Raw genomic sequence first — 390 nt, forward strand, 5'->3', positions numbered from 1 at the left:
CCTATAGTTGAAGCATCTTTTATAATTTCTCCTTTGCTATCAAGATACATATCTCTGCTTGCTTTTAAAGGTGCCATTTCTCTAAAATCAAGCGTGGTATTTTCTCCATTGGCTAGATGAATGACTGCAAAGCCACCACCACCTATGTTTCCTGCTGCAGGATGCACTACAGCCAAAGCATAACCTACTGCTACAGCTGCATCTATGGCATTTCCGCCTTTGTCAAGAACTTCTTTGCCTATTTTATTGGCTAGTTCATGACTTGATAAAACAAGTCCTGTGCCCGTTCTATCTTGTATAGGTGGATTAGCTGCACCAAAACTTAGCGTGATTGAAATCGCAAATATAGCTAAATAACGCATTTTACTCCTTTTTAATGATATATAGAAT

1 protein-coding gene is annotated in these 390 nt (G+C 38.5%); it reads right to left on the minus strand.

Annotated features, from left to right (window positions below):
• The coding region (locus tag IR155_RS15800) for a gamma-glutamyltransferase (protein ID WP_228067453.1) at positions 1-390 on the minus strand (390 nt) is incomplete at both ends.

The sequence above is a fragment of the Microbacterium paludicola genome (assembly GCF_015235415.1).
Taxonomy (GTDB): domain Bacteria; phylum Actinomycetota; class Actinomycetes; order Actinomycetales; family Microbacteriaceae; genus Microbacterium; species Microbacterium paludicola.